Source organism: Planotetraspora sp. GP83, assembly GCF_041262585.1.
Taxonomy (GTDB): domain Bacteria; phylum Actinomycetota; class Actinomycetes; order Streptosporangiales; family Streptosporangiaceae; genus JAOEGB01.
Window position 1 is genome coordinate 85747 of sequence record NZ_JBGCBZ010000015.1, and the last position, 20593, is coordinate 106339.

The window sequence follows — 20593 nt, forward strand, 5'->3', positions numbered from 1 at the left end:
AAATCTCAGACGACGGACAACGGAGGGACACAGTCATGGACTTCAAGGTCGCCGACCTTGCTCTTGCGGAATTCGGCCGTAAGGAGATCCGCCTCGCCGAGCACGAGATGCCGGGCCTCATGGCGACCCGGAGGGAGTACGCCGCTTCGCAGCCGCTCAAGGGTGCGAAGATCATGGGCTCGCTGCACATGACCATCCAGACGGCTGTGCTCATCGAGACGCTGGTCGCGCTCGGCGCCGATGTCCGCTGGGTGAGCTGCAACATCTTCTCGACCCAGGACCACGCGGCCGCCGCGGTCGTCGTCGGCCCGAACGGCACGGTTGACAACCCCTCCGGTGTTCCGGTGTTCGCCTGGAAGGGCGAGACTCTGGAGGAGTACTGGTGGTGCACCGAGCAGGCTCTCGCGTGGCCTGACGGCTCCGGCCCGAACATGATCCTCGACGACGGCGGCGACGCCACGCTTTTGGTCCACAAGGGCGTGGAGTTCGAGAAGGCGGGCGCCGTGCCGGCCGCGGGCGAGGACGACCCCGAGGAGTGGGGGATCATCCTCGACACGCTCCGCCGTACGGTCTCGGACGAGAAGCGCTGGACCAAGATCGCCGAGGCCATCAAGGGTGTCACCGAGGAGACGACGACCGGTGTCCACCGGCTCTACGAGATGCACAAGGGCGGGCAGCTCCTCTTCCCGGCGATCAACGTGAACGACTCGGTGACCAAGTCGAAGTTCGACAACAAGTACGGCTGCCGCCACTCGGTGATCGACGGGCTCAACCGGGCCGTCGACGTGCTGATCGGCGGCAAGGTGGCCGTGGTCTGCGGCTACGGCGACGTGGGCAAGGGCTGCGCCGACGCGCTGCGCGGCCAGGGCGCCCGTGTGGTCGTCACCGAGATCGACCCGATCTGCGCCCTGCAGGCGGCCATGGACGGCTTCCAGGTCACCACGCTGGAGGACGTCGTCGGCATCGCGGACATCTTCGTCTCGACGACGGGCAACTTCGGCATCATCACCGCCGAGCACATGTCGCAGATGAAGCACCAGGCGATCGTGTCCAACATCGGGCACTTCGACAACGAGATCGACATGGCCGGGCTCGCCCGCATCCCGGGCATCGTGAAGAACAACATCAAGCCGCAGGTCGACGAGTGGGTCTTCCCCGACGGGCACTCGATCATCGTGCTCGCCGAGGGCCGCCTGATGAACCTGGGTTGCGCCACCGGCCACCCGTCGTTCGTCATGTCGAACTCGTTCACCAACCAGGTGATCGCCCAGATCGAGCTGTTCACCAAGACCTCGGAGTACCCGATCGGCGTCTACGTGCTGCCCAAGCACCTCGACGAGAAGGTCGCCCGTCTCCACCTGGACGCCCTCGGGGTCAAGCTCACCAAGCTGACCAAGAAGCAGGCCGAGTACATCGGTGTGGACGTCGAAGGCCCCTACAAGCCGGACCACTACCGTTACTGATTTTTCGACTCGGCGTGATCATGCACTGGTTCCTGGATCGCCGGGCGGAGCTGGGACGACGCGATTCGTGATCATGCACATGTTCCCGTGCGGCTCGCTTGAGCTGCGGATCCGCAATTCGTGATCATGCGGTTGACCGTTGGATGACCACGCGGGCATCGGCGGTCAGCTGCATGATCACGAAGGCGGTTTCCCTGGCAGGAGCCCTGCCGGGGGACTCGTGCATGATCACGGCCGATGAAGGGCCACGTGAGGGCGGTAAGCGAGGAAGTTGTGCATGATCACGGCGGGATGGTGGAGGCGGGGGAGCGGCGGATCGGATGGGCCGCCCGTTCCATGCCGGTCCTGGAGGCCATCGGCGCCGGGTTCGCCAAGGACCGGCCGCTCGACGGGCTGCGGATCGCGGCCTGTCTCCACGTGACCGCCGAGACCGCCGTGCTCATGGGCGCCCTCAAGGCCGGAGGCGCGGAAATCGCCCTGGCCGCGTCCAACCCCCTGTCCACTCAGGACGACGTCGCCGCCGCTCTCGCGGACTACGGCATCGCCGTCCAGGCCCGTGCCGGGGTGGACAGGGAGACCTATTACCGCCATATCCATCAAGCGCTCGATATTTCGCCAAATATCGTGCTTGACGATGGCTGTGACCTCGTCAATATCCTCCACACCGAGCGTGTGGAGTTGCTGGAAGCCGTCATCGGCGGCTGTGAGGAGACGACCACCGGCATCATCCGGCTCCGCCAGATGGCGTCAGAGGGCGCCCTCCGGTTCCCCATGGTCGCGGTGAACGACACCCGGACGAAGCGGATGTTCGACAACAGGTACGGCACGGGCCAGTCCACGCTCGACGGCATCATGCGGGCCACGAACGTCCTCCTCGCCGGCCGGACCATCGTCGTCGCCGGGTTCGGGTTCTGCGGCCGGGGGGTGGCCGAGCGAGCCAAGGGCCTGGGAGCCCGGGTGGTCGTGACCGAGATCGACCCCGTGAAGGCCCTCGACGCGTCCCTGCAGGGCTACGACGTCCAGACCATGAGCCGGGCCGCCGAGATCGGCGACGTGTTCGTCACCGTGACCGGCAACCGCGACGTCATCCGGGCCGAGCACCTCGCCGTCATGAAGGACGGCGCGATCCTGGCCAACGCCGGTCATTTCGACGTCGAGATCGATGTGCGCGCGCTCGAAGAGATGGCGCAAACCGTAAATTTCGGGATTCGTCCGAATACGGATGAGTACGTCCTGGAGGACGGCAGGCGGCTGCTCCTCCTCGCCGAGGGCCGCCTCGTCAACCTGACCGCCGCCGAGGGTCATCCGGCGGCCGTCATGGACATGTCCTTCTCCGCCCAGGCCCTCGCCGTCGGCTGGCTCGCCCAGGAGTCGGTACGGCTCTCGCCCGGCGTCTACGACGTCCCGGCGGACATCGACGCCGAGGTGGCGCGGCTCAAGCTGGCCGCCGCCGGGATCGCGATCGATGCCCTCACCACCGAGCAGGAGGACTACCTCCACTCCTGGCGGCTCGGCTCCTGACCTGTCCGGCGCTCCGGCGGCCCCCATTTTGAGAGGGCGGGCACGACCGGTGCGGCCTCTCCCACCGACCGATCGTGCCCGCCTTAACCCCACTGCAGGCATGCCCCATGTCCTGCAGTCGTCTCCCGTGCCCCGCATATCGGGGTCTACACCTCATACGGGTGGAAGAAATCCTCCGGGTGTCGGACCGGCCGGTTCCGAGCCGGCCGGCCGCGCTTCCGGCGCGGGTCGCGGCTGCCACTGGGGCGCTCCGCCATGCTGGGGCGCTCCGCCGTTCGCGGGTGCTGTGCCGTACGCGGGTGCCGCGCCGTAGTTCTGGGGTGCTGTGCCGTACGGCATGGCGGGGCGGCGGGCCTGGGCGAGCCTGATCTCCTCGCGGCGGCGGCGCTCGGCCAGGACGGCGGCGAGGTAGGCGTGCGGCGGCACGCCGGGCGGGGGCGGCGGGGCGACGCGCGCGCTGACCTGTTCCGCGATCCGGACGCCCATCTCGTGCCGCGTGACGGGGGCGAGCTGATGCCAGCGGGAGAGGTACTGCCGGGCGGTGTTCGCCAGATCGTCGGAGAGCTGGGAGAGCTCCAGCGAGGAGGCCCAGGCGGCGAGCTGCGGCGGCATGGCGGGCGGGGGAGCCTGACGCGGCGCCCGCTCCCCGATGACCATGGTGCCGGCGAAGATGTCGCCGAGCCGCTTGCCCTTCTCGTTCACCAGCGACGTGATGAGCGCCGGGGCGCCGAAGAAGATCCAGAACTCCACGAAGCCCGCCAGCCCGCGGAACAGCGCCTGCCGGAAGCGCTCGGGGCCGCCGTCGTCGCCCACCACCCGGAGGCCGAGCGCCAGCTTGCCCAGGCTGCGGCCTCTGCTCACGGTCTCGAAGATCACCGGATAGCCGACGATCACGAGCACGGTGAACAGGATCACCAGCCCTCTGGCGAGCGCCGTGTCGGTCACGATGGAGGCGTTGGAGAGCAGTATGTACGCCACGATGAGGACGGCCCATTGCAGGACCCAGTCGATGATGTAGGCCACGGCACGGCTGGGCAGCTGAGCCACCCGGACCTCGACGACGACGGCCTCACCCGTCACGACTTCCGACACACTCCGCACCCTACTGTGCCGCCGTCGATAGGGTCTGATCTGTGGACATCGATGCGTTCGTCACCGCCAGCAAGCCGATGTGGGACCGGCTTGAAGATCTGGTACGGCGGCGCCGCTCGCTGAACGGCGCGGAGGTCGACGAGCTGGTCGAGCTGTACCAGCGGGCCGCGACGCACCTGTCCATCGTGCGTTCCGGCTCGACCGACGCCATCCTCGTCGGCCGCCTGTCGGCCCTGGTGGCGCGGGCGCGGTCGGCGGTCACGGGGGCGCACAGCCCCGCATGGCGGGAGGTCGTGCGGTTCTTCGCCGTCTCGTTTCCCGTGGTGGCCTACCGCGCTCGGAGGTGGTGGCTCGGGGCGGCGCTGGCCTCGCTGGCGGTGGCCTACGTCATGGGTGTGTGGGTGGCCAGGAACCCCGACGTCCAGGCGGCCATCGGCACCCCGGACGAGATCAGGCAACTCGTCGACCATGACTTCGCGGACTACTACTCCGAGAACCCGGCGGCGTCGTTCGCCGGACAGGTGTGGATCAACAACGCGTGGGTGTCGATGCAGGTCATCGTCTCCGCCATCCTGTTGGGGCTGCCGATTCCGTACATCCTCTGGCAGAACGCCGCGAACGGCGGCGTCCTCGGCGGGCTGATGGCCGCACACGGGAAGGCCGACGTCTTCTGGGGGCTGATCCTCCCGCACGGCCTGCTGGAGCTGACCGCGGTGTTCCTCGCGGCGGGCGTGGGCATGCGGCTGGGCTGGACGGTCATCGATCCCGGTCCTCGGCGGCGCGGTGAGGCGCTTGCCGAGCAGGGGAGGGCGGTGATGAGCGTCGCCCTCGGACTCGTCGTCGTGCTGCTGATATCGGGCCTGATCGAGGCCGGAGTGACGCCTTCGGGCCTGCCCACGTGGGCGCGCATCGGGATCGGCGCGCTGGCCGAGGCGCTCTTCCTGGCCTATGTCATCGTGTTCGGCCGCCGGGCCATGAGGACCGGTGAGACAGGGGACATCGAGCACGCCCCCGACCTCGCCCCCACGGCGTGACCGCGGCACAGAAAGCTATTCAGAACGTACGGAATCAGAGGCGGCCCGCGGCCTTGAGAGCCAGATAGGCGTCGGCCAGGGCGGGGGCGATGTCCTCCGGGAGCGCGTCGACCACCTCGACGCCGTGACGGCGCAGCAGCGAGGTGACCCTCCGGCGCTCGCCGCGCAACTGCTCGGCCGCCGCCGCGTCGTAGACGAGCTCCGCCGTACCCCTGCCCGACGCCATGGCGGCCACCCGCGGATCCGCGACGGCGGCCACCAGCACCAGGTGACGCGATGACAGTTGCGGGAGCACCGGGAGCAGTCCTTCCTCCATCGCGGCAGAGTTCAGATCGGTCAGCAGCACGACGAGGCAACGCCGCTTGGCTCTGGCCAGCACGGCCGCGACCATGCCGGGGGAGTCCGCTTCGACCAGCTCGGCCTCGATCGGGGCCATGACGTTGACCAGTGAGGAGAGCAGCTCGGTCCGGGCGGCGCCGGAGAGCCAGGCGCGGACGGCTCGGTCGTAGGCGAGGAAGTCCACCCGGTCACCGGCGCGTGCCGCGAGGGCGGCGAGCAGCAGCGCGGCGTCCATCGACCAGTCCAGCCGCGGCCACCCCGGCCTCGCACCCGCCGCACCCGCCGCACCCGCCGGGCCCGCCGGGCCCGCCGGGCCGGCCGTACCGGCGGTAGCGGCCGCACCCCCCGTGCCCGCCGTACCGGCCGTACCGGCGCCCGCGGCTGAGGCCTCGGTCGACGTGGATGGCGCGCCGAGGATGGCCGGCACGCCGAAAAGGGGAGGTGTGCCGACGCGGCCGGCGGACGTGCGGCCTGTGTCGAGCACGATGAGCACCCGCCGGTCGCGTTCCGGCCGCCAGGTGCGGACGACGACGTCGCTGCGCCGGGCGCTGGCCCGCCAGTCGATGGACCGGACGTCGTCGCCGATGACGTATTCCCGCAGAGAGTCGAACTCGGTGCCCTGGCCGCGCACGAGCGCCGGGTGCTGACCGTCCAGCTCTCGCAGCTTGGAGAGCTTGGCGGGCAGATGCTTCCGGCTGAGGAAGGGCGGCACCACTCGCACCGACCACGGCACGTGATGCGTTCCCTGCCTCGCCGCCAGGCCCAGCGGGCCCAGTGAGCGGACCGTCACAGTCACCGCCTCCCGGTCGCCCCTCCTGGTCGGCGTCAACGTCGTGACCAGGCGCCGCCGCTCGCCGCGCGGCACGTTGACCTTGAGATGGCGGGGCGTCGCTCCGGCCGAAGGCGGCCAGGCGTCCCGCAGCACGCCGCGAACCCCGCGACGGCCGGGATTGTCGACGATCAGGCCGACCGTCACCGACTGCCCGAGCCGTACCAGCCGCTCGCCGTCACGCCGGAAGCGCAGCGCCCGGACGCTGCCCGCGAACAGCAGGTCGATCACGATCAGCGCGGCCAGCAGGAGCGCGATGCCGAGCACCGCCATCGCCGGTCGTGGCGCCACCAGCACCGCGACGGCGCCGAGGGCGGCGAGAAGCCCCGCGCGTGCCGTCAGTGCCACAGCGCGGCCCTCCCGGCTTGTACGGACATCATCGTGGGACGGGGACGGAGGCGAGGATGCCGTCCAGGATGCCGTCGGGGGTGGCGCCTTCCAGCTCGGCCTCGGGACGCAGCTGCACCCGGTGCCGCAACGCCGGCCGGGCCAGCGCCTTGACGTCGTCCGGGGTGACGTACGTCCGGCCGGACAGCCAGCCCCACGCGCGGGCCGCCGCCAGGAGCGCGGTGGCCCCTCGCGGTGACACGCCGAGCTGCAGCGACGGCGACTGCCGGGTGGCGCGGGCGAGGTCGACGACGTACCCGAGCACCTCCGGCCCCACGTGCACGCGCTTGACGGCCTCCCGCCCCGCTTCCAGGTCCGCCGCGGACGCCACCGCCTTGATGTGCGACAGGTCGCGCGGGTCGAATCCGAGCGCGTGCCGTTCGAGCACGGCGATCTCCTGGTCCCGGGGCGGCAGCGGAACGGTCAGCTTGAGCAGGAACCGGTCGAGCTGCGCCTCCGGGAGCTGGTAGGTGCCCTCGTACTCGATGGGGTTCTGGGTCGCCGCCACGATGAACGGGTCGGGCAGCTTGCGGGCGGTCCCTTCGACGCTGACCTGGCGCTCCTCCATCGCTTCGAGCAGGGCGGCCTGGGTCTTCGGCGGGGTCCGGTTGATCTCGTCGGCGAGCAGCAGGTTCGTGAAGACCGGCCCCTCGCGGAACTCGAACTCGGCCGTCCTGGCGTCGTAGACGAGCGAGCCCGTCACGTCGCCCGGCATCAGGTCGGGGGTGAACTGCACCCGCTTGAAGTCGAGCGACAGCGTGGCCGCGAGGGTCCGGACCAGCAGCGTCTTGGCCACGCCGGGAACGCCTTCGAGCAGCACGTGCCCCCGGCACAGCAGCGCGATGACCAGGCCGGTGACGACGGCGTCCTGCCCGACCACGGCCTTGCCGACCTCTGCCCGGAGCGTGCCGAGCGCCTCCCGCGCGGCGTCGGCCGCCGTCGCATGTTCCGCCCCCGCGTGGCTGGGGTCCGCGTGTCCCGGAGCCGTGTGTCCCGGAGCCGTGTGTCCGGGTGCCGTGTGTCCCGGTGCCCCCGGTCCAGGTGTGGTCACGAGTCGCTTACCTGCCTTTCGATTGCGTCCAAGTATCCGGCCAGGGCCACGAGAGCGGCGTCGTCGGCCGGGGCCGTGCCGTACAGCGCGAACCGCACGTGCTCCATCTCCTCCCCGGTCCGTACGGCTGTCGCCGCGACGATCTCGTCGGGGGAGGCGGTGCGGGACAGCCCGAGGCGTGGCGTGACGCGGTCGACGGCGGCCGCGCGGAGCGCGAGAGCCGCCCGGTCGCGTGCCCTTCGTGCCCGGTAGAGGCGGCCGCGCCCTTCCACGGTCTCCGCGGCACGCACGACCACCGGCAGGCGCTCGGCGACGACGGGGCCGAGCCTGCGTCCCCGCCACAAGGCGACCACGCCCACGGCGACGATGAGCTGGACAACGGCCCAGTCCACCCCCGGAGGGATGAGAGAGCCGAGGCTCTCGTCCCCGGAGCCGGTGTTCACGCCGGGCTCGGGCTCCGCGGGAGGGACGAGCCAGATCAGCCGCGGCTTCGTCCCGGCCAGGTTCATCGCGAGCGCGGCGTTGCCGTCCTCGGCCAGCCGCAGGTTGCTCATGAAGGAACCGTCGCCCACAACCGTCACCGTGTGGCCGTTCGTGACGTATCGGACCAGGGTCGGCTTGCCCCCGGCCGGGTAGCAGCCGGTGGCTCCGGCCGGCGCCGTGTACGCCATGCCGCCCATGAAGGCGCTGCCCGCCCGGGTTGCCTCCCGCAGCGCGCAGTCAGGTTCGCGCGACCGGACGCGCGCGCCGCGGTCCTTGGGCGTGACCCCGCTCGCCAGGACGTCGAGGTACGGCACGGCGCCCACGAGCAGCCGGTCGCCCGGCGCGGCGGCGAGCCGGGTGGCCTCGTGGCGGCTGAGGAGGCTCGCATAGGTGATGAGGAGCTGGCTGTCCGTGCCGCTGCGGGCCAGAGCGTCCGAGACGCTGTCCACCCGCTCGACCGTGATTCGGTGGTCCCCGAGCGCTTCGGCGAGCGCCTTGCTCCCGTACAGAGTGGCGTCGGCGGGGTCGGCCTCGTGCCCTTCGGTGCCCGGTGAGGACACCAGCACCGGGACGAGCGCGGCGGCCACCACGAGCAGCCCCACCAGGAGGATCCCGCGCAGCCGCCGCCAGAGGCCGCCCGCCGAGGGCGATGTGGGGACCGACCGCTCGGCCGGGGCCGGGGTCTGGCTCACCGGGGTCGTCTGGGTGATCACGCGGGCGTCTCCAGCGCGACGCGGGCGGCCTGGAGGCGCTCATCCAGGCCGGTCAGCGTCATGTACGCCTCGCGGGTTCCGGGAGCCTCGCCGTACGTCACATCGTCGAAGATCCGGGCGGCCGACAGGAGGCCGGCGGCATGGGAGGGCAGCGCCCGGCCCGCCGCCTCCGCCAGCTCAAGGGCGGTGCGGCCGGGCAGCGGGCTGACGATGGCCCGCTCCTCCAGATCACGGGCGATCGCGCGGAGCCGTTCCTGGATGGCCCGGGTCCAGTCGCCCTCGGCGGCCAGCCGTCCGGCCTCCGCCCGATGCTCGGCGGCGGTCCGCTCCCGCCCGTCGAAGACGACGGCCTCGCCGGCTCTGCGGCCGCGCGACATCCGGCGCAGGGCCCACAGCAGCAGCGCCGCCAGGACGGCCAGGATCACGACGATGACGATGAGCGACACGACGCCGCCCGTCACGCCTGATCCGGCGTCCATCAGGTCGCCGAGGAGCTGCGTGAACCCCCGCCACAGCCGGTCGATCAACGACTCCTGTTGGTAGCCCGGCTTCAGGAGCTCGCCGGAGACCTCCCGCTGAGCCTCGTCACGTCCGATGTCGACGGGAGGATCGAGCAACCACAGGACGAGCGTCACGGCTGCGGTCCGTCCGGAGGGGTCGGCGGGTTCCCGTACGGCCCCGGGTTACCGTACTGGCCGGAATTCCCGTACGGCCCTTGACCCTGGTAGGCCGACCCGCCCGGGGTGGCGCCGTAGCCGGCTGAGCCGGCGGCGTAGGACGGATGCCAGAGATCGTCGACGCTCGCGTGGACCCAGCCCTGCTCCTGGTTCCGCACGGCAGCCGTCTGGAGGACCAGATCGAACGCCTCGGCCCGCATCCGGCGGTCGGCGTAGAGAAGCCCGTTCACACCCGCCTGGATCGGATAGGTGATCATCGCGCTGAGCACGCTGCCGATGGCCAGCAGGAGGGCGGCGCCGACCACCGACCCGGCCGAGCCCGGACCGAGGACGCCGAGGAGCGCACCGCCGATCGAGAACGGCACGGACAGCACGGCGCCGATGATCCCGGCGAGCAGGCCGGTGAGCAGCAGGATGCCGAACACCCGCCACGAGTCGCCCTTCACCAGCCCCCACGAGCGGCGCATGGCGTCGGTGACACCACGCCGTTCGAGCACGATGGCCGGGGCCGACAGGGCGAGCTTGGTGTTGAAGAACAGCACGTAAGGGATGTAGGCGGCGATGAACAGCAGAGCGAGGCCCACGACGGCCCCCACTCCGCTTCCGTCGCCGAGCCTGTCGAAGCCGCCGGACACCCCGATAGCGACCACCACCGCGATCAGGACCAGCAGTGGGAGCAGCATGATGAGCCCCTGCAGCAGGACCAGCCCGAGCAGGGCGGGGACCCGTGACCTCGCCAGCCGCCAGGCCTCGCCCACCGTGATCCGCCCGCCGAAGACGGCCCGGCCGAGCACCCGCGTCAGGATGCCGGTGAGGATGGTCGTGGCCACGAAGGTCATGACCAGGGAGATGAGCGTGCCGAGGTTCTGGGCGATGAGGCCGTCGAGGGGGTAGCCCGCGCTCGTGGCGGCCTCCGGATTGGTGATCAAGCTGTTGGCCGACCGGAAGTAGATCGCCTGCCCGATCGCGACCGGAAGCGTGGTGATCGCCGCGACGATCGCCGAGAGGCCGAGGGTGGCCTTGGGGTTCGAACGGATCAGCTTGATCGTGCCGTCGAGGATGTCGCCGAGGGCGAGCGGCCGCAGCGGGATGATGCCCGGCCGGGGCGCCTGCGGCGGCCGGTAGCCGTACGGAGCGTACGGGCCGGACGGGTAGGCCCCGTAGCCCGGCTGGCCGTACCCCGGCTGGCCGTACCCCGGTTGGCCGTAGCCAGGCTGACCGCCGTACTGCTGCTGGCCGTAAGCCGTCCCATAGCCCGGCTGGCCGCCGTACTGCTGCTGCCCGTAGCCCTGCCCATAGGTCTGCCCATAACCCTGGCCGTAAGCCTGCCCGGGGTCCTGGCCATGACCCTGCCCATACGGCTGGCCGGGCGGTTGCCGCCCCTGCTGGTGGCCCTGCTGTCCGCCCTGCTGTTGTCCGGCGGGCTGGTCTCCGGGCTGGTCTCCGGGCTGGTCTCCGGGGCCCGGTTGGGCGTAGGGGCCGCCGGGGCCGCCGGGGCCGGCGGGGGAGGCCCACGACCCTGAGGCCCCGCCGTACGGAGGAGGCTGGTCGGCCGCCCAGCCGGGAGGCACGTCGGGAGTGGGTTCGGAGCCGTCCGTCATGCCCCAATCCTGGCATGATGTACGGCCAGGTGCAGCGGGAGTGATCGAGTGGTCACGAAGACTGCGAACGTCGTGATCAGGCCGTGATCAGATGGCGTGAGGGATGGCCGTAAGGCTACGTCTGAGCGCAGACTTGGACCGTGACATCGCCATGGGATGCTCTGCCCAGTGGCCGTATCTGGTCAGGACATCGCGCGTTCCCCCCAGCGCGCCTAAACTGCATCCTTTGTCATGGTCGTGTATCACCTAAGTGGTGGCGACCAGTAACCTTCGGATGAACCCGTGATAAACGCCCAAATCTCCCAAACGCGTAGAACGAATGAGGGGCCATGAAAGGACGCGTGCTGGTCGTCGACGACGACGCCGCTCTCGCCGAGATGCTCGGCATCGTGTTGCGCGGGGAGGGTTTTGAGCCGTCTTTCGTGTCCGATGGCGACAAGGCGCTCGACGCGTTCCGGGACACCCGGCCGGATCTGGTTCTTCTCGACCTCATGCTCCCCGGCGCCGACGGCATCGACGTGTGCCGCCGCATCCGCGCCGAGTCCGGAGTCCCCATCGTCATGCTGACGGCCAAGAGCGACACGATCGACGTGGTGCTCGGCCTGGAGTCCGGCGCCGACGACTACATCGTCAAGCCGTTCAAGCCCAAGGAACTGGTCGCCCGCGTCCGCGCGCGGCTCCGCCGCACCGACGAGCCGACCCCCGAGATCCTCCAGATCGGCGACATCACGATCGATGTGGCCGGCCACAGCGTCAAGCGCGGCGAGGAGACCATCAACCTCACACCGCTGGAGTTCGACCTGCTCGTCGCCCTGGCCCGCAAGCCGCGCCAGGTGTTCACCCGCGAGGTCCTCCTGGAGCAGGTGTGGGGCTACCGGCACGCGGCGGACACCCGCCTGGTGAACGTGCACGTCCAGCGGCTCCGCGCCAAGATCGAGAAGGACCCCGAGCACCCGGAGATCGTGGTGACGGTCCGCGGCGTGGGCTACAAGGCCGGTCCCGCCTAGCCTCCCCGCTTCGACGATGCCCGCACCCGCGAAGACGAGGCCGCGCCGCAGGACACCGCGCCAGATCGCGCGCGGCGTCCGCAGGCGCGCCCGGCGTGTCGCGGGGAGCCTGCGGCGAGTCTGGCGGCGTTCCCTCCAGCTCCGGGTGGTCACCAGCACGCTGGTGCTGTCGATGGCCGTGGTGGCGGTGCTCGGCGTCTTCCTGATGCAGTCGATCATCACGTCGGTGCTCAAGGGCAGTGAGCTGGCCGCGCTTGAGGAGTCGCGGGCCAACATCGCGACCGCGAGCGGCTATCTGGCCCCGCCGCCGGCCGAGGTGACCGACGCGTCGCAGGACAGCGGCTCGGGCGGACAGAACGGAAATCCGATCGAGGAGGCCGCGAACGCCCTGGTCATCAGGGCCGGGGGCCGCTACGACGTGGTCATCTACAACGATGCGACTGTCGGCGCCGGCCGGGCCTCGGGGAAGATCGACTACAGGAGCGTGCCCGACAGCCTGCGCGCCAAGGTGCAGAACAGCGACCAGGAGGGCACGCTCTTCAGGCAGATCGTGCAGCTCAATTACCTGGGCAAAAGGCAGCCGGAGAACGGGATCGTCGTCGGCGCCCGGGTGAACGGAAGCTACGAGATCTACCACCTCTTCCCCCTGGGCGAGGAGGAGAGGACGCTCTACGCGGTCCAGCGCATGCTGATCGGCGTCGGCGTCGCTCTGGTGCTGCTGCTCGCCGCCATCGCGTACCTGGTCACCCGGCAGGTGGTCACCCCCGTACGGCTGGCACGGCAGGCCGCGGAACGGCTGGCGGCCGGGCGGCTGGAGGAGCGGCTCAGAGTCCGCGGTGAGGACGACCTCGCCCGGCTCGCCACGTCTTTCAACGAGATGGCGTCCAACCTGGCCGTGAAGATCCACCAGCTTGAGGAGCTGTCGCAGGTCCAGCGGCAGTTCGTCTCCGACGTCTCCCACGAGTTGCGCACGCCGCTGACGACCGTCCGGATGGCCGCGGACCTGCTGTACGAGAGCCGGGAGGACTTCGACCCGGCCGCCGCCCGGTCGGCCGAGCTCATGCAGAACCAGCTTGAGCGGTTCGAGTCGATGCTCGCCGACCTGCTGGAGATCAGCCGGTACGACGCCGGGGCGGCGACTCTGGACGTCGAGTCCGTCGACATGCGCGACGTCGTCCTGCGCGCGGTCGGCGACTCCGAGGCCCTGGCCGAACGGCAGACCACCCGGTTCGAGCTCCGCCTGCCCAGCGAGCCGTGCATGGCCGAGGTGGACAGCCGCCGGGTCGAGCGCATCCTGCGCAACCTGCTGTTCAACGCCATCGAGCACGGCGAGGGCCGCGACATCGTCGTCACGCTGGGGGCCGACCGCGACGCGGTCGCGGTAGCCGTACGGGATCACGGGGTCGGGCTGAAGCCCGGCGAGGAGAACCTGGTCTTCGACCGTTTCTGGCGGGCCGACCCGTCGCGGGCGCGGACGATCGGCGGCACCGGCCTCGGCCTGGCCATCTCGCGCGAGGACGCCATCCTGCACGGCGGCTGGCTGCAGGCCTGGGGCTCGCCCGGAGATGGCACCCAGTTCCGCCTGTCACTGCCCCGGCTCGCGGGCTCCGACCTCAAGGGATCGCCGCTGCCGCTGGTGCCGCCGGAGGTCGAGATGCGCCGCACCTGGCGGCCCCACGTCACGCCGGCCCTGCTCCCGGTGGCCATAGCGGTCTCCGAAGTCGGCGTGAGACTGCAGGAGAACGCCGCCTCGGACATCGGCATGAGGTCGCAGGAAAGCACGGACCCGGGCGGCTTCAATGTGGACTAGGCCCGTCGTCGTGGGTGTCGCCCTGGCCCTGGTCTCCGGCGGGTGCGCCATCGTGCCCACGAGCGGCAGCCCCCGGGCCGCCGAGGAGGACAACAGCAGGGACACGCTCAGCCAGCCGTACGTCCGCATGATCGCAGAGCCGCCCAAAAGCGACGCCTCGCCGTCGGACATCGTCAGGGGCTTCCAGTCCGCGATGGCGAGCTTCGAGGACTCCAGTCTCAAGATCGCCCGGCTGTACCTCACCCCCGATTCGGCCCAGAAGTGGAACCCGTGGGAGGAGACGAGGATCTACGAGGGCAAGGTGTCGGAGAAGGCGGCGCCGGACCCCAAGGACCGGGACGCGACCGTGACGCTGAAGGGCAACGCGGTCGCCACCATCGACCCGGAGGGCCGCTACACGCCCACGTCCGGCGAGGTGGTTCAGACGTTCACGCTGATCAAGGTCGACACCCGGTGGCGGATCCTCTCGCCGCCCAACGCGCGGCTGCTTTCGGCCGACGATCTGAAGCGGGCCTACCGGCAGATCGATCTCTACTACCCTCTGGCCACCCGTGCCACCGGGTTGGTGGCCGATCGGGTGTGGGTGCCGATCGACCCCAGCTCGGGCGTCCCGGAGACCCGCGTCCGGAGGCTGCTCGGCGGCCCGACCAGGTCGATCAGGGACGCCGCCAGCAGCGCGTTCCCGAGCAGCACCGAGCTCAACCAGATCACCGTCGAGGGTGACACCGTCGTCGTCGATTTCTCCCCCGCCGTGGAGTCCGTCTCCTCCGACCGGATCGACGCGATGGAGGCGCAGCTCGCGTGGACCCTGCGGGATCTGGTGACGGGCAGGACCATCGAGATCCGGGTCAACGGGGAGCCGTTCCGAGGGTCGGGGCTGCGGTTCAAACCGACGGACTACTCCCAGTTCGACCCGAATGTGCTGCCCGCCAAGCCGCAGGCCTACTACATGCAGGGCGGCAAGCTTCACCGGGTGAAGGACAACGGCGGAGGCGACCTGGTCGCCGGCGCGGCGGGCGAGCAGTCCACGAAGTTCTCCTACCCGGCGGTGTCGGGCGAGTTCCCGGCCAGGGTCGCGGCGCTGGTCAACGGCAACGGCGTGTACGTCGCGGACATGGCCGGCGGCAGCCAGTGGCAGCGCTGGATCGCCGGCAAGAGCCTCACGCCGCCCTCGTGGGACCGCTACGGCTACGTCTGGTCCGCCGAGCGGGCGGACAACGAGACGCGGGTGTGGCAGGCGGCCGGCGGCCAGGCGCGTCGCGTCATCATCCCGGCGGACCTCGCGACGGGCCGCGTCATCTCCCTGCGGGTGTCCCGCGACGGCGCCCGGATCGCGATGAAGACGGACAGCGGCCTCGGCGCCGAGGTGAAGATCGGCACCGTCGTCAGGGTCGGCCAGCAGGCGAGGATCGACAACGTCCAGACGCTCGTCGGGCCCGACAGCGGGCAGGACATCGTGGACATCGCCTGGCAGAACGCCGCTGAACTGCTTGTCCTCTCCAAGGGCAAGGGCGGCCAGCAGCTGGCCAAGTGGTCCGTCATGGAGGGCATGGCGGCCTCCGACACGGTCATCAGGCTCGACCCGCAGACCAAGATCGACTCGATCGTCGGCGCGCCCGACCACGTCCTCGCCGACGGCGACGGCGAGGTCCGGACCTACAGCGTCGAGAAGAGGGCCTGGACGGCGCTGGAGAAGGACGGCGCAACCACGCCCGTCTACCCCCTCGGCTGACTCTGCCGGAGCGTCCCTGCCGGAGCGCTCCCGCCCGCGCCGCTCCAGCGCTGTCCTCGGTTGCTCCTTCCCGTCGCTTGAGCGCGCTCCGCCCCGGGACGCTTCGGTGGAGGCTGTTTGTCGGTGGGGGCTGGCATGGTGGGCGCGTGCTGGGGGCGCTTCTCGATCTGATCCTTCCGCCGAGCTGCGCCGGATGCGGCGAGCCGGGGTTCGTCGCCTGCTCCTCCTGTACGGCGGAGCTCATGTGGGATCCGGCTCCCCGCCCGCCCGATCCGCCGCCTCCGGGCCTGCCGGAGTGCTGGTCGGCGACCGGCTACGACGGCGCGGCCCGCCGCATGATCCTCGCCTACAAGGAGCGTGGCCGTACGGCTCTCGCGCCTCTCCTGGGCAGCTGCCTGGCCGGTGTGGCGGCCGCGGCCCTCGAGGGGAGGTCAGGTCCCGTCGCGCTCGTCCCCGTGCCGAGCGCCCGTGCCGCCTCACGGAGGCGCGGCCACGATCACGTCCGGGCGGTCGCGGCGGCGGCCGCCGGGAAACTGCGCGAGCGGGGCATGCCCGTATCGCTTCTCCCGGCGCTCCGGCAGGCGAGGCGGGTGGCCGACCAGGCGGGGCTCAGCTCCACTCAGCGTGCCGCCAACCTGTCCGGCGCCTTCCAGGTCAGCCGCGGCCGTCCGGGGCTGTGCCGTCCCCCTCAGGGCCGTCCAGCGACCCTCGTGCTGGTCGACGACGTCGTCACCACGGGCGCCACGCTGGCGGAGGCCGCCCGGGTGCTGCGCGCCGCCGGCGCCGAGGTGCCCTTCGCGGTCACCGTGGCCGCTACACGGAGAAAAGCGGCGACCAGGAAAACGACGGCACAAGCCACGACACGCCGGGAATGGTCAAATTCCGGACCATGACGCAGAGTAAAGATGGCCCCAAATCCCGACCTGACCGGCAGGACACATGTCTGTGCCGGCGTCGCGGCGAACGCCCTGTTCAGTGGAGCAAGAACGCCCGGCCCCTGGGGAATTCGGAACGGCGGGCCTTCTTCCGGGCCGCCGGAATCTCGCTCGAACGTCACGCAAAGTGATCGTTTCGTCGATCTCCTGGCTGACATTCGGGCCGCCAAGGACTAGCGTTCAGACATGGCACCCGTTCGGGTCCGTGGTTGCGCCGGACCGTCCCCCGACAGGGGATCGGTCTGGCTAGCCGATGCCAGCCGCAGGCGAAACGGCCCACGTAAGGCGACTCTTGGTCGACCGATCACGGTGCGGCTTAGAGGTAAGTCCTGCCCTCCCGGGGGTCCAGATGTCCCCCGCCAGAGGAGAAGGGCAGTAGTGGCAAGTGAGCTGCGAACCCCTCAGCAGGCGGATGTGGGGACGAAGACCAGGTCGGCCGGACGGGTGCTTCCAAGCGCCGTGCACCACAGTCGAGATGCGAAGGGGGGCTTTGCGTGGACATCATCGTCAAGGGACGGCACACCGGAGTGAGTGACCGATTCCGTGATCATGTGACTACCAAGCTGGCCAGAATCGAACGACTGGACAACAAGCTCATCCGAGTGGATGTGGAGGTCTCCAAGGAACCCAACCACCGGCTGAGCGGCCAGCGGGAACGGGTGGAGCTGACCATCCACTCGCGCGGGCCCGCGATCCGGGCGGAGGCGTCGGCGGACGACCGGTTCTCCGCACTGGACATCGCGCTCGGCAAGCTGGAGGAGCGCCTCCGGCGGCTCAGCGACCGGCGCAAGATCCATCACGGGAAGAACTGCCCTCCGTCGGTGGCCGAGCTCACCGCCGTGACCGGTGACAGTCAGGTGGCCATGGAGCCCCAGTGGGTGCCCGAGCCCGAGCCGGTCCCCGCGATCGAGATCGAGATCACCGAAGAGCGGAACGAGTACGCGGAGTCGTCCATCGTTCCCATCGAGATGGACGGCGACGGACCGCTCGTCGTCCGCGAGAAGTTCCACCCGGCCGACCCCATGACGATTGATCAGGCCCTCCTCGAGATGGAGCTCGTGGGCCACGACTTCTACCTGTTCCGCGACAAGGAAGGCGGGCAGCCCTGCGTCGTCTACCGGCGGCGCGGCTACCACTACGGCCTCCTGAGACTGGTCGAGAGCTAGGTCGTGTCCTGGTTCGCGTCCGGCTGATGACGCCCTGCCGGGCGCGGTCCGGAGAGCGTCCCGCTTCGCGGAAGCCGCCTTCGCGTCCGCCGGCCGGAGGTTCCGCTCCGGCCTCTTCCTCCGCCTCGCGACGCGTTCATCCGGATCCGCGCCCGTGACGGGCACCATTCGCCGGACGGTTCTCAGCCTTTCTCGCGGCGCGCGACCCGTGGGTAAACCACGGGTCCGCGCGTTCCGCCGCGACGAAGATCCTCTTCCACCCCGGAACCCGTGTAATGATGGCGATCCAGCGTCCTTGGCCCCCGCAAGGAGGTTCCGTGACCCGACCCGACGAAGCGGCCCGAGCATCTGGTCGCTGCGAGCCGATCCGCGTGCTGATCGTTGACGATCATGCGCTGATCCGCCGCAGCCTGGAGCTGGCACTGGCCGCGGAGCCGGACATCGAGGTGGTAGGTGAGGCCAGCGACGGTCAGGAAGCGGTCGGCCTCGCCGATCGTCTCCTGCCGGACGTGGTCCTGATGGACGTACGGATGCCGAGGCAGGACGGGATCGAGGCGACCCGGAGCATCAAGGAGTCGGTCCCGAGCACCCGGATCATCATGCTGACGGTCAGCGACGAGGAGGAGGACCTCTTCGAGGCGATCAAGGCCGGTGCCACGGGATACCTGCTCAAGGACGTCCAGATCGACGAGGTCCCCGACGCCGTCCGCGGCGTCCACGAGGGCCAGTCGCTCATCAACCCCGCGATGGCGGCCAAGCTGATCAACGAGTTCGCGAACATGAGCCGCAAGGAGGCCGAACGGCCGCCGCAGCTGCCCGTTCCGCGGCTGACCGAGCGCGAGATGGAGGTCCTCCGTCTCGTCGCCAAGGGGATGAACAACCGCGAGATCGCCAAGGACCTGTTCATCTCCGAGAACACGGTGAAGAACCACGTCCGCAACATCCTGGAGAAGCTCCAGTTGCACTCCCGCATGGAGGCCGTGGTCTACGCCGTACGGGAACGCCTGCTGGAGATCACCTAGGTTCTCCGGAGAGCGGCGGGCCTGACCCTCCGGCCAGGGCGGCGCGGAGCGCCGGCTCCAGGCCCGGCGCACCGTCGGGCGCGGTCACGCGCTCGACGCGGACGTCCGTGCAGCCGACCCAGCTCGCGGCCTCCCACAGCGCGTCCCGCATGCCCTGGACGGCGCTCGTACGGCTGCCGCCCGGCTCGAAACCGACCTGGCGGGCGACCAGGGTGGTGCCCTCCCGAGCCGGATCGACCCGGCCGATGATCCGGCCGCCGGCGAGCACCGGCATCGCGAAGTAGCCGTGGATCCGCTTGTCCTTCGGCACGTACGCCTCCAGGCGGTGGCTCAGGCCGAAGATCCGCTCTGCCCGGGCGCGCTCCCAGATGAGCGAGTCGAAGGGCGACAGCAGCGTCGTGCGGTGGCGGCCGCGGGGCTCGGTCTCCAGGGCCGCGGGGTCGGCCCAGGCGTTCGGCGTTCCGGAGACGGCCGCGCCTCGCCGCGCTCGCGGTAAGGGCCAGCCGGAGACGTGGACGGGCACGAGCCCGGCGGCCCCGCTCAGGAGGGCGTCGTCGAGCAGCGCGGCCTGCTTGCCCGTCACGCGGGTGAAGTCGACCAGGTCGGCTCTGGTCGCCACGCCGAGGGACCGCCCGGCGATCCGGGTCAGGCCCGCCACGCCCTCGGCGTCGGACAGGTCATCGGCGAGAAGCTCCGGGGGGACCACCCGCTCGGCCAGGTCGTAGACGCGCCGCCAGCCGACCCTGCGGGTGCAGACGACCTCGCCGATGTCGAGCAGGAACTCGATCGCGATCTTGGAGTCGGACCAGTCCCACCATTCGCCCGCCGCTGTCGTGCCGGAGGCGCGCTCGTCAGCTCGGGCGCCGGAGGCGCGCCGGTCAACTCGGCTGCCGCCGATGTCGGCCGTGGTGAGCGGGCCGTCAGCCCGCACGTGCTCCAGGACCTTGTCGACCGTGGGCGGCACCTCGTGCCAGCGGAACCTGCGGTCCCGGTAGACCCGGCGGCGGAAGCCGTACAGGGGCCAGTGCTCAAGGGGAAGGACGCAGGCGGCGTGGCACCAGTACTCGAAGGCCGCGGGCGGGTTGTGCCAGTAGGCCCGCTCCACCGTGGCCCTGCCGACCGGCCCGAGCCTGGCGTAGGCGACCAGCTCGTGTGAGCGCGCGAGCACGGAGATGGTGTCGAGCTGCACGGCGCCCACGCGCCGGAGCATCGCGGGCACGCCGCCACTCCGCGCGCCGGACCCGAGGAAGCCCTGAGCCCGCAGCACGATCCGGCGAGCCTCGTCGGCGGTGAGATCGGTCAGGTGGGTCGGGTCGGCCGGGTCGCTCAGGTGGTCGGTCACAGCCAGAGATGCTAGACGGCGTGACCGACAAAATCCCTACGACGGTGTGCGGCGGGCCGCCCGGCGCTCAGGACCGCCTGAGGACGTGGTGGTGCTCGAACGGCGAGTGGTGCTCCATCGCGGGGATCTCGCGTGGGGCGTCCACGATCACGTCCGAGAAGATGTCGAAGGCGAGGGCGAGGATCCCGCCGACGGCGCAGATCCCGGCGCCCACCCAGAAGACGAACCAGTTGGGGCCGGCCGTCAGGGCCACGCCTCCGACGACGAAGCCGATCAGGATGGTGGTGACAGCCAGCCAGGATTTGGCGCTTCCCCCGTGGCTGCCTTGGTGTGCGCTCTGTGCCATACCCCGTTTTCTACCTGATGGGCCCGGTGGTCGGTACATCGGG

General features: G+C 70.6%; 17 protein-coding genes. 9 read left to right on the top strand and 8 right to left on the bottom strand.

Features of this window, described 5'->3' with window-relative positions:
* Positions 1–35 precede the first annotated feature (35 nt).
* Together ahcY and ABH927_RS21445 are read left to right on the top strand one after the other, a co-directional pair.
* Positions 36–1463, top strand: coding sequence for an adenosylhomocysteinase (gene ahcY / locus ABH927_RS21440; RefSeq protein ID WP_370024037.1), 1428 nt, complete (start codon positions 36–38; stop codon positions 1461–1463).
* 249 nt (positions 1464–1712) lie between these two features.
* Positions 1713–2984 (top strand): adenosylhomocysteinase, encoded by a 1272-nt coding sequence (locus ABH927_RS21445; protein ID WP_370024038.1) that lies wholly within the window; start codon positions 1713–1715, stop codon positions 2982–2984.
* Between the two features lie 153 nt (positions 2985–3137).
* On the opposite strand, the gene ABH927_RS21450 is transcribed toward ABH927_RS21445, so the two are convergent.
* The gene (locus ABH927_RS21450; RefSeq protein WP_370024039.1) at positions 3138–4076 is read right to left on the bottom strand and encodes an RDD family protein; all 939 of its coding nucleotides are present in this window, start codon (positions 4074–4076) and stop codon (positions 3138–3140) included.
* Positions 4077–4117: 41 nt separating this feature from the next.
* On the opposite strand from ABH927_RS21450, the gene ABH927_RS21455 reads away from it, so the two are divergent.
* On the top strand, positions 4118–5110 hold the full coding sequence (locus ABH927_RS21455; protein ID WP_370024040.1) for a stage II sporulation protein M: 993 nt from the start codon (positions 4118–4120) through the stop codon (positions 5108–5110).
* A 34-nt stretch (positions 5111–5144) separates the two neighbouring features.
* On the opposite strand, the gene ABH927_RS21460 is transcribed toward ABH927_RS21455, so the two are convergent.
* The 5 genes from ABH927_RS21460 to ABH927_RS21480 are packed head-to-tail and all read right to left on the bottom strand — an operon-like array spanning position 5145 to position 11190.
* Positions 5145–6626 (bottom strand): DUF58 domain-containing protein, encoded by a 1482-nt coding sequence (locus ABH927_RS21460; protein WP_370024041.1) that lies wholly within the window; start codon positions 6624–6626, stop codon positions 5145–5147.
* A gap of 28 nt (positions 6627–6654) precedes the next feature.
* Complete coding sequence (locus ABH927_RS21465) at positions 6655–7716, bottom strand: AAA family ATPase (protein ID WP_370024042.1); 1062 nt, start codon at positions 7714–7716, stop codon at positions 6655–6657.
* Positions 7713–8912: a DUF4350 domain-containing protein gene (locus tag ABH927_RS21470; protein ID WP_370024043.1), complete on the bottom strand. Its 1200-nt coding sequence runs from the start codon at positions 8910–8912 to the stop codon at positions 7713–7715. The genes ABH927_RS21465 and ABH927_RS21470 overlap by 4 nt, the downstream gene beginning before the upstream one ends.
* Complete coding sequence (locus ABH927_RS21475) at positions 8909–9547, bottom strand: DUF4129 domain-containing protein (RefSeq protein ID WP_370024044.1); 639 nt, start codon at positions 9545–9547, stop codon at positions 8909–8911. The genes ABH927_RS21470 and ABH927_RS21475 overlap by 4 nt, the downstream gene beginning before the upstream one ends.
* Positions 9544–11190, bottom strand: a complete 1647-nt coding sequence (locus tag ABH927_RS21480; RefSeq protein ID WP_370024045.1) for a glycerophosphoryl diester phosphodiesterase membrane domain-containing protein — start codon at positions 11188–11190, stop codon at positions 9544–9546. Before ABH927_RS21480 ends, ABH927_RS21475 begins: the two co-directional genes overlap by 4 nt.
* Positions 11191–11519: 329 nt before the next feature.
* Here ABH927_RS21480 and mtrA point away from each other — a divergent pair, with 329 nt between their 5' ends.
* The 6 genes from mtrA to ABH927_RS21510 all read left to right on the top strand — a co-directional run bounded on the left by mtrA (position 11520) and on the right by ABH927_RS21510 (position 18862).
* On the top strand, positions 11520–12197 hold the full coding sequence (gene mtrA, locus ABH927_RS21485) for an MtrAB system response regulator MtrA (RefSeq protein WP_030509347.1): 678 nt from the start codon (positions 11520–11522) through the stop codon (positions 12195–12197).
* Between the two features lie 16 nt (positions 12198–12213).
* Positions 12214–14007 (top strand): MtrAB system histidine kinase MtrB, encoded by a 1794-nt coding sequence (gene mtrB / locus ABH927_RS21490; protein ID WP_370024046.1) that lies wholly within the window; start codon positions 12214–12216, stop codon positions 14005–14007.
* Between the two features lie 10 nt (positions 14008–14017).
* Entirely contained in the window at positions 14018–15739 is a 1722-nt protein-coding gene (locus tag ABH927_RS21495; RefSeq protein WP_370024047.1) for an LpqB family beta-propeller domain-containing protein, read from the top strand.
* 146 nt (positions 15740–15885) lie between these two features.
* Positions 15886–16632 carry a ComF family protein gene (locus ABH927_RS21500; protein WP_370024048.1) on the top strand — a complete coding sequence of 249 codons (747 nt, stop codon included), beginning with the start codon at positions 15886–15888 and terminating at the stop codon, positions 16630–16632.
* A gap of 536 nt (positions 16633–17168) precedes the next feature.
* Entirely contained in the window at positions 17169–17840 is a 672-nt protein-coding gene (hpf, locus tag ABH927_RS21505) for a ribosome hibernation-promoting factor, HPF/YfiA family (RefSeq protein ID WP_370024049.1), read from the top strand.
* A 317-nt stretch (positions 17841–18157) separates the two neighbouring features.
* Positions 18158–18862, top strand: coding sequence for a response regulator transcription factor (locus ABH927_RS21510; RefSeq protein ID WP_261581394.1), 705 nt, complete (start codon positions 18158–18160; stop codon positions 18860–18862).
* Here the strand turns inward: ABH927_RS21510 and ABH927_RS21515 are convergent.
* Both ABH927_RS21515 and ABH927_RS21520 read right to left on the bottom strand, forming a co-directional pair.
* On the bottom strand, positions 18855–20204 hold the full coding sequence (locus ABH927_RS21515) for a winged helix-turn-helix domain-containing protein (protein WP_370024050.1): 1350 nt from the start codon (positions 20202–20204) through the stop codon (positions 18855–18857). The genes ABH927_RS21510 and ABH927_RS21515 overlap by 8 nt on opposite strands.
* A gap of 67 nt (positions 20205–20271) precedes the next feature.
* Entirely contained in the window at positions 20272–20550 is a 279-nt protein-coding gene (locus ABH927_RS21520) for an HGxxPAAW family protein (RefSeq protein WP_261581396.1), read from the bottom strand.
* Positions 20551–20593: the final 43 nt, after the last annotated feature.